Genomic DNA, 21,520 nt, shown 5'->3' on the forward strand with positions numbered 1-21,520 from the left:
GCGAACGCACCCTGATTTCCGAGGGGCCGCCGGTGAAGTTCGTCCGCAAAACTGGCCGCCGGAGTATCTCGGCAGGCGTACCGTCCTCGTCCTCTCGAGCGGCGGCACGACACCAAAACCGCCGAGAAGCTGCCGGTGTTCTGTCCGAAGGACGGCACATCCGTCTCGGTCGACCCGTGATCCATTTGTCATGGAGAGCATTGTGATACCAATTTCTCCACTCCGCGCAAAACTTGCCTCGTTCGACCACGCATATGCCGTAGCCCTTCGGTTACGCCGGGCGACTGGGCGTCTGCATTATGTTATCGAGACGCGAAACCCGGTGCAGCCCTATCGTGTCACCGACCGCCAGCCGCCGCGTCCGGACCGAACGCTGGCGATGATCGCATGAGTGTCCACCGCACTCGCTTGCCGGTGGTAGCGGCCTGGGGGGCGGGGGCAAACTCGACTGCGATGATCATCGAGTTGGTGAAGCGCGGTCAACCACCCGACATGGTCCTGCTGGCCCACATGCCCGAGCAACCGCGGACCCGACCGCTTATCCCGCTGTTCCGGGACTGGATGGATGCGCATGGCGTCCCCAACGAGGTCGTCCAATACCGTGTGACGCGCTGCAAGCACTGGCCCCCCTATAACGACCTCCTCGAAGCCTGCCTGACGAATGGCACGCTGCCCTCGATCGCGTTCGGACTCCATTCCTGCTCGGCGCGCCACAAGATATCGCCGCAGGACAAATGGGTGAAGGCGTGGCCGCCAGCTCAGCACGCATGGAGCAACGGGCGCAAGGTCGTGCGGCTGATCGGCTATGACTGTTCCCGGCGCGACAATCAGCGCTATGCGCACCGCGAGGGGCACGTATCCGATCTCTATGACTACCAATATCCGCTACGCGAATGGCGTTGGGACCGTGACGCCTGCGACCGGTGCATTGCGGATGCCGGGTTGCCGCCCTTTCCGAAAAGCTCCTGCTTTTTCTGCACCGCGATGCAGGTGGACGAGGTGAGGGCGCTCCCTCGCCACGAACTGCGCGTTATCGTATTGATCGAGGCGCGAGCCGCGCCGCGCCTCCGCAACGTCGAAGGGCTTTGGCGCCGTTCCACCCGCGCGCGACCAGGCTCCATGACGGCCTTCATTCGGCAGGAGGCATTGCTAGACCCGGAGGAAATCGACGCGATTATAGCCACAGCTCCCCCGGACTTAATCGCGTTCCAGCAGGTGGCCGCTACGTTGCCGCTAGAAAGCAGGGCGACGATGAAATCGTGGCTGGAGCGGTTCCACGAAAGGGGCGCCTCCGTAGCGGCAATCGGCGAACTGTTGAGCGCTAGTCCGGGGGAGCCAAACTTGGCAGAAGTTTGAACTTTTTTGATTGAGCCCGGTGGGCTGGAGCAAGCTAATCACGCAATTAATCTTCAACAAAACAAAATTTAAAATCGGCGCATAAATATAATTATCCGGGATGGCAACCGCTGTTGCCCGACGAAACATGCTATTGATTGCGTTGGACCGGCAACCGCCCGCTAGTTAACAACTAGCGGGAATGCGGCGACGACTCGAAATCTCCACGGTCCACTATATCGGGAGCTTGGCGCGCAGCGTGTTGTCTCCCAGCGATGCTGTAAACGACCGGTAGCACGAAAAGCGTGAAAAGCGTTCCGAGCGATAAACCGGCGACGATCACCGTACCCATTGCAAATCTTGAAGCCGCGCCGGCGCCAGTGGCACTGACGAGCGGTATGACGCCAATCACCATCGCGGCAGTCGTCATTAGAATAGGTCGCAACCGCTCTGCACAGGCAAATTCAACTGCGGCACGTCGAGTATAGCCCTCGCCCAGCCGCGCGTTTGCGACTTCCACGATTAGGATGCCATGCTTGCTGATTAGTCCCATCAGCGTCACCAGGCCAACTTCGGTGAACAAGTTGATGCTTAACCCACCGATGCCAAAATAGATAAAAAGGAGCGCACCAGAGAGCGCAAGCGGCGCTGTGATAAGAATGATTAAGGGGTCGATGAAGCTGCGGAACAGGGCGGCGAGCGCGAGATAGGTAATGAGAAGGGCCAGCCCGATGGTTTGCCCAACCCCACCGGTTTCGGCGAGATACTGCCGCAACGGACCGACCGCATCCGTTGAATAGCCAGACGGAAGCATCAAAGAGGCAAGATTTGACAGATAAGCGGCAGCTTCCGACTGCGAGACACCGGATGCGGGAATGGCATTGATCGTAGCAGCGTTAAGCTGCTGGAAGTGTGAAATCGAGCGGGGCACGACGCTTTCCGACAGGTGTGCGATCGAACGTAGCGGTATAGAAGTGCCTTTGACGGTCGCGATCGGATAATCGAGAACTTGATCGGGGTTGAGGCGGAAGCGCCGGTCCGCAAGGGGTTCGACGCGGTACGAGCGCTCATCATTCAGGAAGAAGCCGACGAAGCCGCCTCCAACAATCGCATTCAGCGACGTTGCAACATTGTCCATCGTAATTCCGAGTGCTGCCATTTTGGCACGATCCACAACAATCGTCGATTGCGGCTGGTCGATGTTGAGATCGCTTTCGGCATAGGCGAAAAGCCCGCTTGATTTAACCCGCGCAAGGAAGCGTTCGGATAGTGCACTGAGCTTGTCGAAGTCACCCGCGCTCTGCAGTACGAAGCCCACGGGCATGCCTTGCGCTCCTGGTAAATAGGGCGGCTGGTAGACCGCTAGGTCCAAACCAGGCACGTCGGACAACTGATTGCGGATTTTCGCTTCCACCTGGTTCGATGTCTGCAAACGATCTTTCCAGTCCGCCAATATGACCCCGCCGTCGACATACGGCGCATCAACCACATGCCAAAAGTGCCTCATGCTTGGCGCGTTGCGATACACGTCGAGGATTTGCGCGTCATATTGTTGCAACGCATCGGTCGTACTGTTTGGGCTCGCTGTTCCACTGACGAGCAGCACGCCACGATCCTCTCGTGGCGATAATTCGTGCTTCGACCCAGTATAAAAGAAGAAGACGCTAATCAGCACGATAGCGGTCAGCGCGAGCATGATGGGGCGTGCAGAAAGGCAGGCGTCAAGCCAGCTGACATAGCGGATTTTGGCGTATGCAAAAATTGTCTCGACTGCGGCTTCAAGCCGCCCGAGCATGCTGTTGGGCTGCTCGTCGGCCGGCCGATGGCGAAGTAGATAGGCAGACATCATCGGCGACAAGGTGAGGGCGACGATCGCTGACATTGTTACCGCCGCCGCCAACGTAAAGGCGAACTGCGTAAACAATGCGCCCGTCAATCCCTTTTGAAGCCCTAGCGGTAGATAGGCCGCGATTAGCACGATGGTCATTGCGATAATCGGCTGGACGAGCTCCGACACTGCCGCCACTGCTGCATCGACTGGACTCACCCCAGTTGCGATGCGGCTGTTGACATTCTCCACGACGATAATTGCATCGTCTACAACGAGGCCTATCGATAAAACCATTGCGAGGAGCGTCAGCAGGTTGATCGAGAATCCCATGACGGTCATGAGGCCGAGCGTTCCAATGAGCGATATTGGGATCGTCACAAGCGGCACAATCATTGATCGAGTCGAGCCGAGAAAAAGGAAAACCACCAGCGAGACAATTACAAGTGCCTCGAACAGTGTCCGAACAACCTCCTCGATAGACAGGCGGATGAAGTGACCATTGTCATTCAAAATTTCAATTTGGAGACCCGGGGGCATACGCGACCGCAAAGCATCGACTTGAGCGGACAGGGCCCGGGTTACGTCCAGTACGTTGGCTTCTGCGTTAGCGCGGATACGGATGAACACCCCAGGACGACCATCGGCGATGACGCTCAGCGACTCCGGCGATCGCCCCAATTCTACACGGGCGACGTCCCGCAGTTGAATAATGCGCCCCTCTCTTTCCCGGATAACGAGCGCGCCAAATTGCTCAGGCGTCTGCAAAACCGATGTCAGTCCGAGATCAACACGCGTGGCACCACCTTGAGTTTGTCCAGCACCCGACACAAAATTATTAGCGGCAAGCGCTGCCTGTACGTCCTCGGGCGACATGCCAACTGCGGCAATTCGTTCGGGATCTAGCCATACTCGCATAACGAGTCGCGGTGCGCCTTGGACTTCTACTGCCTGCACCCCGTGTACCGCCTGAAGCCGCGGCGTGACGACACGCTGGACATAGTCGCTGATCTGTCCAGATGAGAGGGTGGCACTGCTGACCCCCAGGTTCATAATCCCACTACCAGCACTAAGCGAGATCGAAGAGGCTTGTACTCCGGGTGGAAACTCAGCGGTCGCGGCGGTCACATTTGCCTGAATCTCAGCCAACGCGCGAGCAGGATCATAACCTAGCCTGAGCACAGCGACGATCGTGGACAGACCCGGTTCCGACGTGGAGGTGACGTAGTCGATCCCGCTTGCGCGACTGATGCGACCTTCGAGCGGCGTTGTAATAAATCCGGCGACCGTTGCAGGGTCGGCGCCGTAGTACGCAGTGGTCACCGTCACAGTCCCGCTGACCGTATGCGGAAATTGCTCGATAGGTAAAAGACGACCACCATAGATTCCCAGCGCAACAATGGCCAGTGAGAGTACGACAGCCAGTACTGGCTGCCGTACGAACTGTTCGCCGAACCTCATTGCTTCGTACCCCCATTCGGAGACAGGCGAATTGCGGCGCCGTCCCGAAGCTTAACTTGGCCCGCGGTGACCACTTGCTCCCCGGCACGCAGCCCCTCCAAAACAACGACCTGACTACCCTGTTTGTCGCCCAACTTGACCTGCCGCAGGCGTACGTGCCGGGGCTGGTCAGCGTGAGGCGCCGGCTCTAGAACGTAAGTGTAGTCTCCGCTGGGGCTATAGGTAATTGCGGTCAACGGAGCGAGAATAGCCGGCCGCGAAACTCCGATTGGTACGTCGACCACTGCGAACATTCCTGGCCGCAATAACTTGTTCGGGTTCGGCAACGTTGCTCGGGCGGTGACCATACGGTTTGCCTTGTCGAGACGGCTATCAATTGCGGTCAAGACCGCGTTAAATCGCCGGGCAGGATATGCGTCGAACGATAATTGCACCTTTTGACCATCCCTCAAGGCCCCAAATTCCTGTTGTGGTACGTTGAAATCCACAAATAGCGTCTCAAGCGCTTGGAAAGATGCGATCGGATCGCCAGCTGTTAGGTACTGGCCCAAATCGACCTGCCGCAGACCGACTTGTCCTGAAAATGGAGCTCTTACCGTCTTTTTGGCGATAAGAGCGCGCTGCGCGTTGGCTTGCGCTATTAAGCTTTGTAGAGCTGCACGATCGGCATCAACCGTAGCTTGGCTAACCGCCTGCGCTTCAAGCTGGGCAACATCCCGGGCGAGATTCGCACGCGACAATGTTATATTCGCGTCTATTGCAGCAAGCTTAGCTGGATCGTCGTTAAGACGTATTTGAAGAAGGCGTGTCCCATTCTTAACGTGCTCGCCAGACTCGAAATAGATATGATCAACAATCCCCGAGACCTCGGCCGCTAATTCTACTCCACGGACTGCCCGAAGCTCACCATAGGCCTTCAGATGCGGTCGGAACGAAGAAACGGAAAGCGTATCCGCCGTCACCGCCACTGTCTCCTCATCCTCCGGTTTAGAGGGGGTGGGTGTCCGCCAGCGCGTCCAGCCGATTGTTGTGATGAGCACCAAAACGAGCGCCGTTGCTACGATGATGGCAACTGGGTGCTGCCTAGCGATGCGGGAAATCCTGATCATCGGATGGTCTCCGTTGAGGACCGGGCATCTACTCTATCGTGCCACCAGCCGCCGCCGAGCGCTTCGTAAAGCAGCGCGCAGTCCGTCAGGCGGGCTTCTCGCGCGCGTATAAGTTGAGCAACCGCGTCAGCTTGGCTGCGTTGGGCCGTCAGGAGCAGGAGAAAGGGCGCTGCGCCTGAACGATAGCGTGCCGAAGCGATCGAGAGGCTGCGGTTTGCAGCGTGCTCAGACTCTATGGCGAGGTTCAAAGCAATCGTGTCCGACCCAATCCTCGCCAGAACGTCTGCCACCCCCTGAAACGCAACAACAACTTGATCTCGCCAAAGCTCAGCCGCCTGCGCGACTGCCTCGCGTTGAGCTCGTTGCCGGTGGCGCAATGCGCCTCCATCGAAAATCGCCTGCGTGACTTCGACGAGTAGCGACCAGACCGCGCTACCGGGACCAAAGAGTACCTTGCCGCTTCCACCTTGAACGCCCAAGGTCCCGCCCAGCGTCAGCGAAGGCAGACGTAGCGCGGTCGCTACTCCCAATTCAGCTGTCTGGGCGTGCCAATTCGCCTCTGCGGCACGTATGTCGGGGCGGCGGTCGATCAGCGTGGAGGGAAGGCTTAGTGGCAACGTCTCCGGCAATGCAATGGAATCAAAGTCAATTTCCGGCAGATCAGCCTGTTCAGGGGGGCGGCCGAGGTAACTCGCCAATTGGTTTCGCGTGATTGCGAGTTCAAGGCGCAATGATTGGGCAGCCGCCTTTGTCTGTGTAACCTGCAATTCCTGTAATGCTACTTCATCCGCAGTAACTGCACCCAAGTCAAACCGGCGCTGAATAATCCGAAGTTGTTCGATCGCGGCGCTACTGATCTGGTCGGCCGCCCGGATTTGCCGCGCAAGCGAGGCCGCCGCTATCGCATAGCGAACGACCGCGGAAGATAGCGCAAGGCGAGCGGCTTCGAGTTGAAACCGCTGATAGTCCGTCTGCGCTTTGGCTGCCTCCACACCGCGGTGCAAACCACCCCAAAAATCGGGCGTATAAGCCAACTGCGATGTGCCGGCAGAAACTAAGCGGTTGCTTCCGGTCGAAGCGACATTCCCTCTGCTAACAGTAACATCCGCGCTAACCGTCGGCAGCAGCGACGCGCGTTGCGCTTGCTCAAGTTCGGCAGATCGGCGGAGGGCAGCGGTCATTGCACCTATTGATGCATTTTCCTTCAACGCACGTTCGACCATTACGTTGAGAGATGAGACGTGGAACCCCTCCCACCAATTCGACGGAACGTCGCCGCCAATAACCAGCCGCTGGTCGGAGGTCATCGCCCCGGAAACATTTTGGTCCTCAGAGTAATGCGTTACGGGTGGGGGTGCTGGTCGGCGAAATTCAGGTCCTGTAGAACACCCCGATGTAATCAACATTGCGAGAATCGGCGCGGCCCGCCACCTTACATCTTGGCGCAGATGGGAAATCGAACCGTGAAAACGATCGCCTCGCGGTTTCGACGCCGAACACCAAAACCAAATGTTCATTATCCGTCTCCGTGGCGCGAGCTCTTACTTTCATCTTCATCCGGAATGAATTCAATTAGATCGCCAGGCTGGCAATCCAATTCCCGGCAAAGGCTGTTCAGTGTAGAAAATCGGATACCCTTTACCTTCCCACTTTTGAGCAAGGAGAGATTGGTCTCCGATATCCCGACCAACGCAGCAAGTTCGTTCGATCTCATCTTGCGCTTGGCAAGCATCATATCGAGCCGTATGATGATAGACATCAGATGTATGTCTCTCGGTCTTGCTCTATGGCGTGGCCAAAAGACATCACGCGTGCGATCGTTATAATAATCAGGCCTAGGATAAAGGCATTGATCTGCCCGCCTGGTAGTTGGAAAGTTATCGGCGAGAGACCGGCAAGGTAAAGACCGCCACGAGTAATTACCGGCACCAGCGCATAGCCGATTAACACGATACCCATCCGCCGAATCTGGTCGGTGTTTTCAATGGAAAAGATTCGGCCACGAGCATAGAGATCAAACAAGCGATGGAGGTACCAGAGGATTAGCAGTCCCGGTAGCCTTCTAAGTAATAGCAGTGCCCCCATAAGAGAAGATTGCCAGACGGTCAGCTCAGAAACTGGCCGGAATCCGACGGGCTCGGGGTCATCATATGGCGGGATAGGGAGCCAGATTCGAAAAGCGAAGCTGCCGTCCTTGATGCCTGCAATCCAACCCTGCCGCAACAACATCGTGCCCACACAGACGATCATGTACGCCGCAAAAAAAACGAACAATATTAGAAAAAATCTGGATAGCCGGCGGCTATGCAGCAGCAGCAGGCGATCGGGGGCCGGCTCGTCGGCCGCTTCGTCAACTTTCGTCTTCATCGCAACAGCCTTCTGGAGACGTGCTCGACGGTGTTTTTCACCATCGGGTGCGGAACAGAATCTCGCTCCGATGAGTATGCTTAAAACGACAAAGAATTTATGTCAAACGACAAAACTAGCGGCTGGCCGCGCCGATGGCTGCGCGGCGGGTTGCCATCGCCGCCAGTCGGCCCTGCTCCATCCCGTCGTCGAGTGCGTCTAGCAGCGCGGCGGGTGCCTTCAGGAACTCGTGATGATCACCGGGAAGGACAGTAGAATGAAAGCGGCCTGTGTCGGCGTAAAGCGGCCAGCCCGTCATCTGATTGTGAAGGATTTCGACATCCTCAATCCATGAGATTGTCCGGAGTAGGCCCGGTAGACGAACCGGACCCGCAAAGACATATTGCCGGTTCGCCTCGAGGTCGAGCTTTAGAGTTGTGAGGCCAACCTCGATCAACTCCGCATTTGGTTCGCCTCCAAGCCGGCGAACAAATCCGCAGAGTTCTTCGCGCAGTTCGTCGTCGTCAAGATGGAGGTAGCGACCGAAGGGTCCGTCATGCGGCGCAACTTGCGACGAGATGAACAGGCAGGTCGGCGTTGGCAGGCCGCGCCTATGCAATTCGAGAGCGGTGGCGAAGCCGGGTAGGGCACCTCCGCAATGGCCGAAAAAACCGAACGGCCTGTCGAAATAGGGGAGCAAGTTCTCGATGACCTGCTTCGCAAGTTCCTCATAGGTGCCGTAATGGGGATCGCGGATACGGCGCTCGCGTGCCGGCGGCTGTATCAGGCAAATTTCAGTCGTCAATGTCTTCCTTGGCCAACGATGATAGATTGAGGCACCGGTGCCGGAATAGGGGAAGAGAAAGAGCCTATTCGGCCGATCGCCAACCGGTTCCCTGAGAAGCCATCGGCTTGGCGAACGTTTTGCATCCATGGGTGTATTATCCTTGATGTTGCGGTGGCTTCAAATCACTATTAGCGGCGCGCAGTGGATTGCCTAATGACGTCGCTTGCACCCGGTCGAAGGCGGGCAAGGATCGGCATCGACTTCATGCCGCCGACGAAGTTCGATCCGAGATGAACAATTGGTCCGACTACTTCGAACCGCTCAACGACCTTGCAGATTTCCTCGAACAGCAGCCGCAGCGCGATCCGGGCCAGAGGAGCGCCCACGCAAAAATGCGGGCCAAAGCCGAACGCAACGTGCCTGTTTGGCTTGCGCGTCACTGAAAACCGGAAAGGATCGGGAAACGCTTCGATGTCGCGATTGGCCGACGCAAGCCAGAGAACTACGGCTTCGCCTGCGCGTAAGTCTACGTCGCCGACTCGCGTATCTACAAGCACGTGACGCATGAAGTGAATTGTTGGCGTTGACCACCGAAGGCCCTCTTCGACGGCACTTTGCACGGTCGCCGCATCGACGATCTTGTCATATTCTACCGGATTTTCAGCGAGGGCCGCGATGGTTCCGGTTACAGTGTGAGGAGTTGTTACGTTAGCACCGAGCAGCATACTGTAGCAGTTGTAGACGACTTCATCATGTCGCAAGCGGCGATTGTTTATTGTAATCCCTTGGAAGAAGCTAATAAGATCTTCGCCGGGGACCTTTGCACGCTTTGCCGATGCGCGCGACAAATACGAGAACAACTCGTGATGCGCGGAAGCCAGCGTGCCAGATCCGTTACCGGTGCGGTAGTCTGGATCGTCGGGAGCGATCGCGCTCGTTGATTGCCGGGTCAGCGCAGGCCAGTCCTCGGGCGGAATGCCCATCAATATGCCAGCAAACGCCATCGGAAATGGTGCGATCGCGTGGGCTAGGTCGAAGGGCTCGCCTGCTAAGATTGGCTCTAGCATCATGTGAACGACCCGCTGTACCTCCGGTATGAACGGTTCGAGTGCACGTCGGGAAAGAACTTTGGTCAGCGGTTCACGAATCGCGGTGTGGATTGGCGGGTCGCTGGCGACCAGCATCTTGTCAGCTGCGGGATCCGGCATCCCCAAGATTGACAAGACTGTCCCCCCGCGTGATGTGAAGCGTTCGTGGTCGCGTGCAACCGCGATCACATCGGCATAACGGGTAATCGAAACAAAAGATCTGCCGTCAGCGCGGCAATGCCGGCGTATAGGTGCCTCTTCACGCATTTTAGCCCAAATGGAGTGCGGATCACCGTGCGAATACAGTAGCGGATCGCTAAGATTGACCTGATCAATATCGACGTCCGCGGGCTCGGAGGAGGGAGAAAGGCGCATGTTAGGCCGCCGCGTTCGTTGGGAATACGCTGCTGACCACCTCGCCAATAAGCGCTGCGACGTCGCGCGCGCTTGGCGACTCATAGAATCGATGGACCGGAATATGCGCGTTATACTCCGCCCTAATCTCCGCCGTGATTTTAATCGCCAAAAGCGAGTGGCCGCCCAGCTCGAAGAAATCATCGTCGATACCGATCTCCTTGACTTCCAACAGATCGGACCACAACTGGACGAGCCAACGCTCGATCTCGGTTTCTGGACGACGAAATTGGGTTGCGACGTCCGGACGTGCCGGTAAGTCAAACCGCTGGAGCGCAGCGCGATCGATTTTTCCATTTGCATTAAGCGGTAGTACGTCGAGCCGGACAAAGGATGCTGGGATCATGTAGCTCGGAATATATTCGGCCAGCATACGGCGCATTTCCGATCCAGGGATTGGTGCCTGTGCCACATAGAAGGCCACCAACCGAACTTGGCCATCCGGGCCTTTACGTGCAATGACCGCCTTGTCGTCGACCTCTGGATGCGCAGACACCGCGACCTCGACGTCACCAATCTCGACGCGATAGCCACGGATCTTGCACTGGCCGTCGACCCGTCCAAGAAACTCCAGACGGTCATTCCCCAGGTCACGGACATTGTCGCCCGAGCGATAAAGCCGATGGCCTGCGTACCCCGGACGTGGGTCTGCGACGAAGCGTGCCGCCGTGAGCTGCGCGTCTCCGAGATAGCAACGGGCCAAGCCTCTGCCGCCGATATAGAGTTCGCCAGTTTCGCCCGTCGCAACCGGCGCAAGGTGATTGTCTAGAATTGCAATGTGCGTGCCAGCGATTGGTCGCCCGATTGGCACGTTGTTGTTGACGATCGGTGCAAGCACCGCGTGCGTGCAGGTAAATGTGGTATTCTCGGTCGGCCCATATCCATTGACGACGATCGTATTGGTCAGGATGGTGCGCGCGCGCTCGACTTGGTTCGGCGACAATGTGTCGCCTCCGGCGATCAAATAGCGCAGCCCCGTCAATCGTTCGAACTCAGGCTCGCCAAATTGGTGGAATAGACCGGCGGTCAACCATAATGTCGTCACCTCGAAATCGTCGACCACGGCGGCGATCTCCTCGCTGGTCAGCGGACCGGACGGAGCAACCGCGAGCTTGGCGCCGTTCAGTAATGGTCCCCAAATCTCGAGGGTAGACGCATCGAACGCAATAGGGGCGAAATGAAGGAACACGTCGCTCGATCGGATGTCAATAAAATCGGAGTCGACCACCAGCCGCAAGACAGCGTCATTCGGTATACACACTCCTTTCGGACGGCCAGTCGAACCTGAGGTATAGGCGACATAGGCAAGGTCGGCGGGACCGATGTTGCATGGCAAAGTAGCGGATGGAACGTCGACCATCTCCATCGGATCGTCCAGAATGCGGATATACTGGCCGTCGAGTGAATTATTAAATTCGGTATCGATGGGCGCCGACACGACGAGGATCGTGACCTTGGCGTCCCTTAGCATTGTCATAGTGCGAGCGATTGGCTGCGCCGGGTCGATCGCGAGATAGGGGGCGCCACTTTTTACGATCGCGAGTATTGTTACGATTGCTGCGACGGATCGTGGGAGCATCAAAGCCACCGGCGTGTGCTGGGCCGCGCCAAGCGCGACCAGTCGGCGTGCCAGTCGATCGGACATCGCGTCCAGATCCGCATAGGAGAGAGCAAGGTCGTCGCCTACCAGCGCTAAAGCGTCTTTATGCTCGCGTGCTATGTGAGTAAATCGTCCCACGATCGAAGCAGAACCAACGTCTTGTGCTGCCATGACCTGCTTCCCTTTCATTTTAGACCTTAGCGTTGTCGAACGCATGCGGATAGAATTTGCCGTACCATTCATCGACATCGGCGTCCGATGCGTCGAGGAATGTCTTGAGTCCCGGAGTCCAGCAATAGCCGATATTGACCACTGTGATTAGGAAGCCGAAGGTAATGTAGATCCAACTGGTTGACGACAGGAGGATTGCAAACCCAGCGATGGCAGGTCCGATGATGCTGGCGACCTGAGTTAAAACGGTGCTTGTCGAGGTCATCCGGGTTCTGAAACTAGCTGGAGTTGCGATAATGCGGCGCGAATATCCCATCATCACGACCAGCGAGTTGAACACTCCGGCTAGACCCAGCGAAACGAGTAATAGCGCGGGCCGTTCGCTAAGTCCGGTCAGCACAAATGCCGGACCTAGGCTCATTGTGGCGATCAGCCGCAGGCGATATCGACCAATCTTCTCTACGATCCGGTTGCTAGCACCGATCACGGCGCCGCTCAGGAGGCCGGCACTCATGGCTGCTTCGGCAGCCGCGAACCAGCTACCCCCTAGTCCCAGTTCTCGAATCTTTAACGGCAACAGCAATCCGACGCAGGGCACTAGGAATATGGCCACCATAAAGCTTATGGCCGTCCAATTGCGCTCAAGCGGGATACGCCACTTCGCTCGAATACCGACATAGACGTCGGTCAGCCACGTGTCGGTGTGCACGCGGGAAGGCGTTTGCTTCCGACCACCGATCATCAAAATACTTGCAAGGGCCGTCAATCCCGCCTGGACCCACAGGACTGCAGCGACCCCGGAAGCAGCTAATACAGCACCGGCGACAACCGGACCCGCGAGCTGAGCGGCAGATTGGACCAGCTTCTGTTGTTGCAGCGCTCGCGGCAACGCTGCGGCAGGGAGCATTTCGGTCGCCGCCACATTGATGAGCGAGAAGGCTAGTGCCACGCCGACGACTTCAACGATCGCGACTGCCAGCACAGGGCCGATCGCGTAATACGACTTAGTCGCCAGAAAGGCCAAGCTGGCGGCGCTCGTGACATTGATCGCCAGTCCAAGACGTATGAGCCCGTACTGATCGTGGCGGTCACCGAGTGCCGCAAGCAGCGGCGTCGCAAGGCATCCCACTACCGCTGCCCAGAACGCATAGAGCGCCAAGTCGCGGGAACCTCCCGTACTAACGATCCACCAAGGCAACGCCACTTGCCCCATCGCCAGGGCCAGCAACGCTGCAGCGTTGCCCGTCAAGAACCTGCCGAAGAGTCGGTTGCCGCACTGTTCTGCGATGGAGGGGGAGGCAGGATTGCTCATCGCTGAGTCGCCTTGCTATGCCGAGCGGCGATACAACTCTCCAGCAATCGAGCGGCCGCGATCAGCAACGGATCCTCGTTAGGATGGGCAATCAATTGGATGCCGATGGGCAAGCCGCCCTCATCCCGAATACCGGTCGGCAGCGTCAGGCAAGGCAGATGTAAAAGTGTCCAGAGGAGACATGGCGAGGGATCTCCCGAACTGCCGCGGCGCGGTGCTGGCCCGGTAACAGATGGAGCAAGTATAATATCTGCCCCGTCGAACCAGCGTTCGAGGTTGGCGCGGGCGTGGGCAGCGCGTTCAACTGCGGCGGCGAACTCGCCGGGGCACGGCGATTGTGTGGCGAAGACGCGGCGGGTTGTCGCGCGCAGGCTTGCAGGATCGTCGAGATGGCACGATAACGCAGCGCGCGCCTCCCAAATAGCGATCGTCGCGTGATCACGGCGCAGGTAGGCGTCGTCGGCCTGTAGGGCGATCGACCGAACTGTCGCACCGGCTGATAAGAAGCTGGCCGCTGCCTCCTGCAGTGCGGCAGCGACCAGCGGATCAAGTTCATCTTCGGATCCCAGATACAAGCCGACGCGGAGCGACCGCGCCGCGACAGATAGCAGCGGCCGATCAACGATCGCGGCGGTGCATCGCGCGACCCAATCGACGCTACGCCCAATGACAGCAACGGTATCGAGGCTCGGTGACAGCGGCATCACCCCACGACGATCGATCAACCCGAAGCTCGGCTTAAATCCGACGACACCACAATAGCTTGCTGGCCGGATCGCAGAACCGCCGGTTTGCGTGGCCAACGCGATTGGTGTCATATCCGCTGCCACCGCGGCGGCGGAACCTGCCGACGATCCGCCGGGGCTCCGCATTGACGCCAATGGATGGCGGGTCGCGGGCGGAGCAGACAAAGCAAACTCAGCGGTCGCGGTCTTGCCCACGACAATCGCGCCGGCCGCTCGGGCACGTCGCACGCACTCAGCGTCATGGGGCGACGTTCGGCGTGCGTAGGTGCGATTGCCGAACGCCGTCGGCATGTCCGCAGTCTCGATAACGTCCTTAACGCCGATTGGCACGCCATGTAATACGCCCAAGTCTCGATCGACTACGTTGGCTCGTCGGTCGAGTTCATCCAGTCGGTCCGCCTGTGCCCGTGCCTGTGCCGCCCCGACATAGGCCCAGGCACGGATCGCCCGATCTCGCGCCGCAACGCGCGCCAGGCAGACTTCTACGGCCTGAGTAGCGCGCCCACCAACGTCGTGCGCGCCGCTGGCGGCCCGCTTGGAGCAAACCTCAGTTCCCATGACCCGGCGCACCCTGAGGATCCAACAATGCGGCGAGGACGAGCCGCTCGCCCGTGAACGCCCGCCGGCCATGCGCAACTTGCAGGTTGTCGATCAGCGCGACATCGCCGGTCTGCCAATCCAGATCGAATGCAGCGCTGTTATATGCACCGCGAATTTTCTCCAGGGTCTCCAGGGCGATGGCGCCACCGTCTCCGTAGCGTGCATTGCGCGGTAGACCTTCCTCTCCAAAAATCTCGAGCATCTGCGTCGCCGTTGCCTCGCCCAATGCCGATGGATGAAAGAGATTGGCTTGGTTAAATAAAAACTGTTCGTTCAAGATAGGATGTCGGATCGTACCCTGGCTGATTTGCCAGGTCCGTAAGGTTTCGCCATCAATCCATTCGTGGTGAATTTCATTCGCGTCGCAGAAGCGCGCGACTTCGCCGCGATCCTCAGTCTGGAACACGTCCTGCCAAGGAAGATCGACATGAGGATGGAATACCCTGTCATACCGTACCCCACGGCGATGGAACGTTTCGAGCAAATCTGGGCCGAGGGTCTCACCAACCTTGCGCATGTCAGCAAGAGTCGTGGCGCCGCCAGTTTTCGCTGGGATCATGCAAGCGAATGCAAGCTTGCCGGGCCAACTATGCTGGTACGAATTTTCATTATGAAGGGGTATCTCGCGTCCCGCGGGGTATTCGGTCGCCGTGTAGACCCCGCGCCCTCGACTTTTCCGAGGTGTCGAACGATAGCGATAGTCTAGGTTGCCAGCATCCAACGCATCGACGAACGCCTGAAAACCTTCGACGCTGTTCGTGTCAAAGCCACGAAATTGTATAACCCCATTATCCAGGAGCATCGCGTCGATATCGGCACGATAGCTCGAAAGGAACGTCACGATCGACTGACCCGGCTTCGATGAGGCAATGAGCCGTGGCATGCGCTGCGAGGGCGAAAGCGAATGCCTGTCGTCGATGATCATGACGCTTCCTCAGCCTGGGTGGACGTTTGTCGCGTTGTGGGAACTGCCGTTTGAAGGGCGCGTGCGATGGCGGGGGTGATGAGGTCGAGCGCAGCACCGCTCAGCAGATCGTGATGGCCGATCGGTACCTTTACGTACGCCTCCGGCGCCGTTCCCCACCAGCGCGCCATGTGATGCGGCGACTCCGGCGGCAGGTCTACACGATGCGCTTCGACGACATGAGTGGGCGCTGCGATGTTCGAACGGACGAACGATTCCAGCAGGCGGCCATGTTGGGCACATGTAGCCACCAGACGCGCTCGCATCGCGGGCTGTGCGAGGAAGGGAGAATTCGCTTCGGCCAGGATCGCGTCAATATACTTGGCGATGTCGTCGCTGCTGCGGGGACCGTGTCCATAGTGCGCTATCGCATCGGGTGGCGTGGCATCCAGCACGATGACGCAGCTGATGTGACGACCCCGCGCCTCAAAGCGCGAAGCGAGCGCGTGTGCGACGTAACCACCAAAAGACCAGCCCAATAGCGCAAGCGGACCGTCCGGATGATAGGCTTCAATCGTTGCGACATAATAATCGATCAGCTTCGACAGCGAGTCATCCACAGAAATTCCCGTCAGCCTGGGGGCGTTGAGAGCTATCACGGGTTGATCGTTGTCTAGCCGGGCAGCTAGGCCAGCATAGGACCATCCAATTCCGATGAGCGCGGGAAGACAGAACAATGGTGGCCGGCTGCCGTCTGGATTGAGCGGGATGATCGGCGGTAGCATGTCCGCGATCGCTGCCTCTTCGTTGTTAGTACTACTCCCGGCAGGGATCGTGTCGTCACTTCGTGCAGCGGAGCTCATCAACGCGAACCAATGATCTATCAGAGCTTCAGGTTCGTCTGTTGGGAACACGCCTGCCGCCCAACTCATGTCGACGATCAATCGTGCGCCGTCCTCCCCCTCTTGGATCAGCGTGTTGATTGAGATCGCATGGCTGAGAGCCCGATCGGGTTCGCCATGGAAGGAATACGGGATGTCGATTGGCTGCCAAGCCTTGGTAACGTTAGGCATTCGCGACCACCCGAGATAATTGAACAGGATGCCTGCGCTTCCTTTCGGTGCACCGGCAGCCGCGATATAGTTCAAGACACCGTAGCCGATGCCCTTATGGGGCACATCGCGCAGTTGCTTCACCATCGCGGCGATTTGATCGGAGACGTTGCTTTCATCGCCATGTGTGACCTGTAAACCGACGGGATAAAGACTGGTAAACCAGCCGATCGATCGTCCGAGGTCAGCTTCGGCAATTACCGTTTCGCGGCCGTGGCCTTCCACATCAATGCGGATATAATCCGTCGCTGCCCAACAATTTTGTTCGCGCCAGTGCGCGATGGCCAGCCCTAGCGTTGCAAGCAGAACCTCGTGGATCGTTGTGCCCTTCAGGCTGGACAGGGCGGCCGAGATATCCGCCGCCAGCGTCCGCCGAACCGAGCGCATCGACCGGTGGCGGTCTCGGTCGGGATCGAGTTGACCCGCCCCGAATGACACATCGGGAAGTCGGGTTACATGTTCCCAATAGGCTCTTTCGGCTTCGAACCTGCCGTCGCGGGCGGCCTGTTGGATCAGGTCGGACCAGTCGGCGAACGATATCTGCGGCCGCTCCAGGATTGGCGCTTTGCCGCCGATAGCGGCCATGTATGCCGTTTGCAGATCGTCGATCAGCGGCTGCCAAGAAACGGCATCGATGGCGAGATGATGAACGACGAGGCCCAACACGGGAGTACCGTCATGGACGAACCGGACTGCGCGCAGCATGCGGCCATGGATGGGATCGAGCCCGTCCTCCGCCGCACGCATAGCCGCCGCCACGTCCGTCTGATCCATTGATGTCGCTAGGCACGTCCCTCCGTGGATCGCACTTGGAGGGAGCACTTCAAGGGTTTCGCCGTTCAGCCGCAGTCGCAGTGCGTCGTGGCAATCGATCACTGCGGCTATCGCCCTTCCCAAACTGTCATCGGAAGCGTCGCACGGCAACTGCACGATCATCGACTGGTGGTACCGCCGCAACGGGCCTGGCGTCTCTAGAAACCATTTGATGATTGGGGTCGCCGGGACGGTGCGGTGCGGCCTCGCGTCGCATACGTCGGTCAAAGTGGGCTTGAAAGGCGATGTGGGGCGGGCAACGCCATTCGAATCAATGAGCTCCGCGGCTGCCGCAATACCCGCAGTTGTCGGATGGCGAAACATGTCGCGCGGCGAAACCCTGAGTCCGGCCTTCCGAAGCCGGCTGATCAACTCAATCGATCGTATGCTGTCGCCGCCGAGATCAAAGAAGTTGTCGTTGCGCCCGACGGTATTAACGCCGAGGATAGTCCCGATCGCATCGGCTATAATTTGTTCGCGCGGCGTCTTCGGCTCGGCACCAGCCTCGCTCGCGAAAATTGGGGCCGGTAAGCGGCTCGCATCGAGCTTGCCATTGGGGGTCAGCGGAATCACATCGACCACCACAATTGCTGCTGGAACCATATGACCGGGAAGTTTGCTTTCCAGATCGGATCTCAGCGTCCGGGGATCCGGGTGGTCACTTCCGGCAGCGGTGACATAGCCGACCAGTTGCTTGGCTCCCGACGCGTCCTCACGGACGACCACCACTGCCTGCCCTACATCGGGGCGCATCGATAAGAGCGCGACAATCTCGCCGGGCTCAATGCGAAAACCACGAATTTTTACCTGTTCGTCGGTTCGTCCGAGATATTCGAGCATTCCATTCCGGCGCCGCTTCACCAGATCGCCGGTGCGGTAGATCCGCTGACCGATAGCGAAGGGATTCGCTACGAATCGCGACGCCGTCGTTCCCGGCCGTCGCCAATAACCCTCGGCCAGTCCCGCGCCGCCAATATAGAGCTCACCCGGAACGTTATCAGCTACGGGCCTGAGGTGGTGGTCCAAGATATAGAGCCATGTGTTCTTGATGGCTGTGCCAATCGGAACGGCGCCCGTAGCTGGCCCGTAGACAACGTGAACGGAACACCCAACCGTGCTCTCGGTAGGTCCATACTCGTTCACAAATATCGGTCCGGGTCCGGCCTCAAACCAGGGGTTCACAGATGCGTGATCCAGCGCTTCCCCACCGACGATCAACATCTTCGCGATTCGTGGCAGCGACGAAGCGCTGACCTGGGCATTCACGAAATCCAGATGGGACGGTGTGAGCTTCACAAGGGCGAACGGTTGCGAAGCGCTTGCTCGGCCGATGAGGGCAGTAAGCTCCTCATGCCTAGCCGGCAGGATCACCGTCGCGCCCGACATCAGCGGCAGAACCATGCTCGTAATCGTTCCATCGAACGACAGCGACGTCGTAACCGGCACCTCATCATCCGGTGCCAGCGCATAGGCATCCCGCGCCCATGACAGATAATTGGCCAAGCTGCCCGACGAGACAACGACGCCCTTTGGCCGCCCGGTCGATCCTGACGTGTAGATGATATAGGCTGGGTCTTCCGCACGGAGCGAGCAGGCACGTAGCGATTCGTCTATGGTAACGGCGAAGTCGTCGATGCCGTCCATCATCAGGACGGTTCGATCGAATGTAAAATGCTGGATATCGTTCGTTCGGGTGATAACGCAGACCGGATCTGCATCCTCCAGCATCATGTTGACGCGTTCGGCGGGATAATCGTTGTCGATAGGGAGGAATATGCCGCCCACCTTGGCGATTGCGATAATCGCGATCACGGCTTCGGCAGATCGCGGCATTACAATTGCAACTACAGCACCCGGGCCAACGTTCAATGCGAGCAAACGCTGCGCCAGATAATCGGCGCAGCCGTTGAGTTGTGCATAGGACAATTTGCGCTCGCTCTCCGCCACCGCTATGCAATGCGGGGTGCGGACACACTGACCGGCGAACGCTTCGATCATAAGCGGTGCGCCCCGATCAAAGCAAACTTGTGAGGTGGCGGACATCTCCTCTTCTTCATGCGGTAGCAGGATGTCTAGCCGGTGGATGCCTGAGGTTGGCGTTGTCACCAATTGCTTGAGCAATCGGACCAGCCGAGTTCCAAGGGTCGAAGCCGTGGATTCATCGAGTAGATCGACGGCGAACTCGATTTCGCAGTAGATGCCAGATGGTACGGATTCGCATTGCCGCTCTGAGAACGCGAAAGTGAGATCGAACTTGGCGGTGTCGAGCGCGGTGGGCAGTTCCTCGACCTGCAGTCCGGCCAGGGTCGCCTGGCGCTCGAGGTTGTTCTGCAGCACCATCATGACCTGCACCAGCGGCTGGTGTGCCTGCGAGCGGACAGGGTTGAGGTCCTCGACCAGCCGCTCGAAGGGGACGTCCTGATGGGCATAGGCGCCAAGCGCGGCTTCGCGGACGCGGGCGAGGACGGTGAGGAAGTCGGGGTCGCCCGACAGGTCGGTGCGGATGACCAGGGTGTTGACGAAGAAGCCGATCAGATCGTCGAGCGCGGAGTCCGTCCGCCCGGCGATGGGACTGCCGACAGCGATGTCCTCGCCCGCGCCGAGCCGGCCCAGCAGGACCGCGAGGGCGGCATGCAGCACCATGAACAGGGTGGCGTTGTTCTCGCGTCCCAGCGCGACCAGCCGCTCGTGGGTGGCGGCATCGATGGTGACGCCGACCGTGCCACCGCGATAGCTGGCGATGGCGGGGCGGGGCCGGTCGGTGGGCAGGGCGATAACCTCGGGCAGTCCGGCGAGCGCCCCGCGCCAATAGGCGATCTGATCCTCCAGCACGCCTGCGGACCCGTCGGTTCCGTCCAGCAGCGCGCGCTGCCACAGCGTATAGTCGGCATATTGCACCGCCAGCGGTGCCCAGTCCGGCGCCGCGCCGTCACGCCGCGCCGCATAGGCGCGTTCAAGGTCGCGCCACAGCGGCGACAGCGACCAGCCGTCCGATGCGATGTGGTGTACGACGATCACCAGGACATGCTCGTCGTCCGCGACATCGAACAGCCAGGCCCGGATCGGCAGTTCGGACCGGAGATCGAACCGATAGCCGCAAGCATCCGCGATATTCGACGACAGCGCGGCGGCATCCGCCGTCTTCTCCCGGGTCCAGATCACCTGCACGGCCGACGGTGCCAGCACCTCCTGGTGCGGCATGCCGTCACTGTCGCCGAACGTCGTGCGCAGGCTCTCGTGCCGGACGACCACATCGTCCATTGCCGCCGCCAACGCGTCAACATCGAGCAGGCCTTGGATGCGCAGGGCGAAGGGCACGTTATAAGTCGCGCTCGGCCCCTCCAACTGGTGCAGGAACCACAGCCGTCCCTGCGCAGGCGAAACCGGCAACACAGCCGGTCGCGCGACCGGTGCGAGGACCTGGCGCGCGCCACCCGCCACCCCCAGCCGTTCCGCCAGTCCGGCCACCGTCGGTGCTTCGAACACCGCGCGGATGCCGATCTCCACCCGCAGCGTCGCACGGATCCGGCTGATCAGCCGTGTCGCGAGCAGCGAATGGCCACCCAGCGCGAAGAAATCGTCGTCGATCCCGACCGGCCCCGACCCCAGAACCTCGGCGAACAATCCCGCCAGAATAGCCTCGCGCTCGGTGCGCGGTGCGCGGAAATCAGCCGGCAGCATCGGTGCGGGCAGCTCGACAAGGATCATCGGCGCGACATCGGCCGGCATATGCGGATCGCGACCGATGGCGTCGAGGAGGCGGGCGAAGCGATCGGCGAGGCTCTGGGCGGTGGCGGGGTCGAACAGGTCGGCGGCATATTCGAGCTCGCCGGTCAGTCCGGCCGGGGCGCCTGCGGCATCGTAACGCTCGCTCAGGCCCAGGGTGAGATCGAA

The 21,520-nt window shown here is 59.2% G+C and carries 13 protein-coding genes; 1 reads left to right on the plus strand and 12 read right to left on the minus strand.

Going from position 1 to position 21,520, the window contains the following annotated elements:
- Positions 1-453 precede the first annotated feature (453 nt).
- Positions 454-1,356 (plus strand): hypothetical protein, encoded by a 903-nt coding sequence (locus tag ABIC44_RS03505; RefSeq protein ID WP_354293671.1) that lies wholly within the window; start codon positions 454-456, stop codon positions 1,354-1,356.
- A 172-nt stretch (positions 1,357-1,528) separates the two neighbouring features.
- Here ABIC44_RS03505 and ABIC44_RS03510 read toward each other — a convergent pair whose 3' ends face one another.
- The 12 genes from ABIC44_RS03510 to ABIC44_RS03565 all read right to left on the minus strand — a co-directional run bounded on the left by ABIC44_RS03510 (position 1,529) and on the right by ABIC44_RS03565 (position 21,355).
- On the minus strand, positions 1,529-4,624 hold the full coding sequence (locus tag ABIC44_RS03510; RefSeq protein ID WP_354293672.1) for an efflux RND transporter permease subunit: 3,096 nt from the start codon (positions 4,622-4,624) through the stop codon (positions 1,529-1,531).
- Positions 4,621-5,733: an efflux RND transporter periplasmic adaptor subunit gene (locus ABIC44_RS03515; protein ID WP_354293674.1), complete on the minus strand. Its 1,113-nt coding sequence runs from the start codon at positions 5,731-5,733 to the stop codon at positions 4,621-4,623. The genes ABIC44_RS03510 and ABIC44_RS03515 overlap by 4 nt, the downstream gene beginning before the upstream one ends.
- Complete coding sequence (locus ABIC44_RS03520) at positions 5,730-7,250, minus strand: efflux transporter outer membrane subunit (protein WP_354293676.1); 1,521 nt, start codon at positions 7,248-7,250, stop codon at positions 5,730-5,732. The genes ABIC44_RS03515 and ABIC44_RS03520 overlap by 4 nt, the downstream gene beginning before the upstream one ends.
- Entirely contained in the window at positions 7,250-7,492 is a 243-nt protein-coding gene (locus ABIC44_RS03525; protein ID WP_354293678.1) for a helix-turn-helix domain-containing protein, read from the minus strand. Before ABIC44_RS03525 ends, ABIC44_RS03520 begins: the two co-directional genes overlap by 1 nt.
- A complete protein-coding gene (locus ABIC44_RS03530; protein WP_354293680.1) occupies positions 7,492-8,100 on the minus strand; it encodes a hypothetical protein in 609 nt (202 codons plus the stop codon). The genes ABIC44_RS03525 and ABIC44_RS03530 overlap by 1 nt, the downstream gene beginning before the upstream one ends.
- A 115-nt stretch (positions 8,101-8,215) precedes the next feature.
- Entirely contained in the window at positions 8,216-9,013 is a 798-nt protein-coding gene (locus ABIC44_RS03535; RefSeq protein ID WP_354293681.1) for a thioesterase II family protein, read from the minus strand.
- A gap of 41 nt (positions 9,014-9,054) precedes the next feature.
- Positions 9,055-10,329 (minus strand): cytochrome P450, encoded by a 1,275-nt coding sequence (locus ABIC44_RS03540; protein WP_354293683.1) that lies wholly within the window; start codon positions 10,327-10,329, stop codon positions 9,055-9,057.
- A 1-nt stretch (position 10,330) separates the two neighbouring features.
- Positions 10,331-12,139: an amino acid adenylation domain-containing protein gene (locus ABIC44_RS03545; RefSeq protein WP_354293684.1), complete on the minus strand. Its 1,809-nt coding sequence runs from the start codon at positions 12,137-12,139 to the stop codon at positions 10,331-10,333.
- 19 nt (positions 12,140-12,158) lie between these two features.
- Complete coding sequence (locus ABIC44_RS03550) at positions 12,159-13,451, minus strand: MFS transporter (RefSeq protein WP_354293685.1); 1,293 nt, start codon at positions 13,449-13,451, stop codon at positions 12,159-12,161.
- A complete protein-coding gene (locus tag ABIC44_RS03555; protein ID WP_354293686.1) occupies positions 13,448-14,827 on the minus strand; it encodes an amidase in 1,380 nt (459 codons plus the stop codon). Before ABIC44_RS03555 ends, ABIC44_RS03550 begins: the two co-directional genes overlap by 4 nt.
- Positions 14,745-15,722, minus strand: a complete 978-nt coding sequence (locus ABIC44_RS03560) for a TauD/TfdA family dioxygenase (RefSeq protein WP_354293687.1) — start codon at positions 15,720-15,722, stop codon at positions 14,745-14,747. The genes ABIC44_RS03555 and ABIC44_RS03560 overlap by 83 nt, the downstream gene beginning before the upstream one ends.
- Positions 15,719-21,355, minus strand: coding sequence for a non-ribosomal peptide synthetase (locus tag ABIC44_RS03565; RefSeq protein WP_354293688.1), 5,637 nt, complete (start codon positions 21,353-21,355; stop codon positions 15,719-15,721). Before ABIC44_RS03565 ends, ABIC44_RS03560 begins: the two co-directional genes overlap by 4 nt.
- Positions 21,356-21,520 lie beyond the last annotated feature (165 nt).

This window comes from Sphingomonas sp. 1185, from assembly GCF_040544655.1.
Classification (GTDB): Bacteria; Pseudomonadota; Alphaproteobacteria; order Sphingomonadales; family Sphingomonadaceae; genus Sphingomonas.

Excerpts from the sequence above, each read along its gene's own strand:
- ABIC44_RS03505 (WP_354293671.1), top strand. The coding sequence starts at position 454 with ATGATCATCGAGTTGGTGAAGCGCGGTCAACCACCCGACATGGTCCTG.
- ABIC44_RS03510 (WP_354293672.1), bottom strand. The coding sequence starts at position 4,624 with ATGAGGTTCGGCGAACAGTTCGTACGGCAGCCAGTACTGGCTGTCGTA.
- ABIC44_RS03515 (WP_354293674.1), bottom strand. The coding sequence starts at position 5,733 with ATGATCAGGATTTCCCGCATCGCTAGGCAGCACCCAGTTGCCATCATC.
- ABIC44_RS03520 (WP_354293676.1), bottom strand. The coding sequence starts at position 7,250 with ATGAACATTTGGTTTTGGTGTTCGGCGTCGAAACCGCGAGGCGATCGT.
- ABIC44_RS03525 (WP_354293678.1), bottom strand. The coding sequence starts at position 7,492 with ATGTCTATCATCATACGGCTCGATATGATGCTTGCCAAGCGCAAGATG.
- ABIC44_RS03530 (WP_354293680.1), bottom strand. The coding sequence starts at position 8,100 with ATGAAGACGAAAGTTGACGAAGCGGCCGACGAGCCGGCCCCCGATCGC.
- ABIC44_RS03535 (WP_354293681.1), bottom strand. The coding sequence starts at position 9,013 with ATGGATGCAAAACGTTCGCCAAGCCGATGGCTTCTCAGGGAACCGGTT.
- ABIC44_RS03540 (WP_354293683.1), bottom strand. The coding sequence starts at position 10,329 with ATGCGCCTTTCTCCCTCCTCCGAGCCCGCGGACGTCGATATTGATCAG.
- ABIC44_RS03545 (WP_354293684.1), bottom strand. The coding sequence starts at position 12,139 with ATGGCAGCACAAGACGTTGGTTCTGCTTCGATCGTGGGACGATTTACT.
- ABIC44_RS03550 (WP_354293685.1), bottom strand. The coding sequence starts at position 13,451 with ATGAGCAATCCTGCCTCCCCCTCCATCGCAGAACAGTGCGGCAACCGA.
- ABIC44_RS03555 (WP_354293686.1), bottom strand. The coding sequence starts at position 14,827 with ATGGCCGGCGGGCGTTCACGGGCGAGCGGCTCGTCCTCGCCGCATTGT.
- ABIC44_RS03560 (WP_354293687.1), bottom strand. The coding sequence starts at position 15,722 with ATGATCATCGACGACAGGCATTCGCTTTCGCCCTCGCAGCGCATGCCA.
- ABIC44_RS03565 (WP_354293688.1), bottom strand. The coding sequence starts at position 21,355 with ATGCCGGCCGATGTCGCGCCGATGATCCTTGTCGAGCTGCCCGCACCG.